This window comes from Elstera litoralis (genome assembly GCF_000963705.1).
Taxonomy (GTDB): Bacteria; Pseudomonadota; Alphaproteobacteria; order Elsterales; family Elsteraceae; genus Elstera; species Elstera litoralis.
In genome coordinates this window covers 1-711 of the sequence record NZ_LAJY01000947.1, presented here as the reverse complement: position 1 = coordinate 711, position 711 = coordinate 1, and the positions used below count along the sequence as shown (strand labels likewise).

1 protein-coding gene is annotated in these 711 nt (G+C 55.4%); it reads left to right on the top strand.

Annotated features, from left to right (window positions below; all coding sequences use genetic code 11):
* Positions 1 to 711 (top strand): efflux RND transporter permease subunit (locus VZ95_RS20875; protein ID WP_198148473.1); only part of this gene is annotated, 711 nt, incomplete at both ends.

Below are 711 nucleotides of genomic sequence, written 5' to 3'. Positions count from 1 at the left end.
ATTGCCGGAGCCCTCTCCTACATGGGGCTCGGGCGGCAGGAAGACCCGGATTTCACGATTAAGACGGTGGTGGTTCAGGCCTTTTGGCCGGGGGCGACCGCCCGCGAAATGGAGTTGCAAGTCACCGATAAGCTCGAAAAAAAGCTTCAGGAACTGGCATTCTTCGACAATGCGGTGAGCTATTCGAAGCCCGGTGAAACGCTGATTAAGCTGACCTTTGCCGATTACACACCGCCGAAGGAAGTGCCGAGCCTCTTCTATCAATTGCGCAAAAAACTGGGCGACGTTCAGCGCACCCTGCCGAATGGCGTGCAGGGGCCGTTCGTGAATGATGAGTTCGGCGATACTTTTGGCGTTATCTATGCTTTCTCCGCCGATGGCTTCAGCCAAGCCGAGCTAAAGCAGTATGTGGAAAACGTCCGCCAGCAGCTTTTGACGGTCAAGCTCGTCGGCAAGGTTGAGTTGTACGGCACCCAGGACGAAAAAATCTTCGTGGAATTCTCCCACGCCAAGCTTGCGACCTTAGGCATCAGCCCGACCCAGATTTTCGATGCGCTCCAGCGCCAAGCCGCCGTGGCTCCAGCGGGGATCATCGAAACCGCCAAGGAACGGATTTCGTTACGGGTTAACAATAGTTTTAATAATCTCGATGACGTGCGCAAACGTTCCCATCGTCGCCAATGGCCGCGTGCAGATCTTGGGCGATATCGC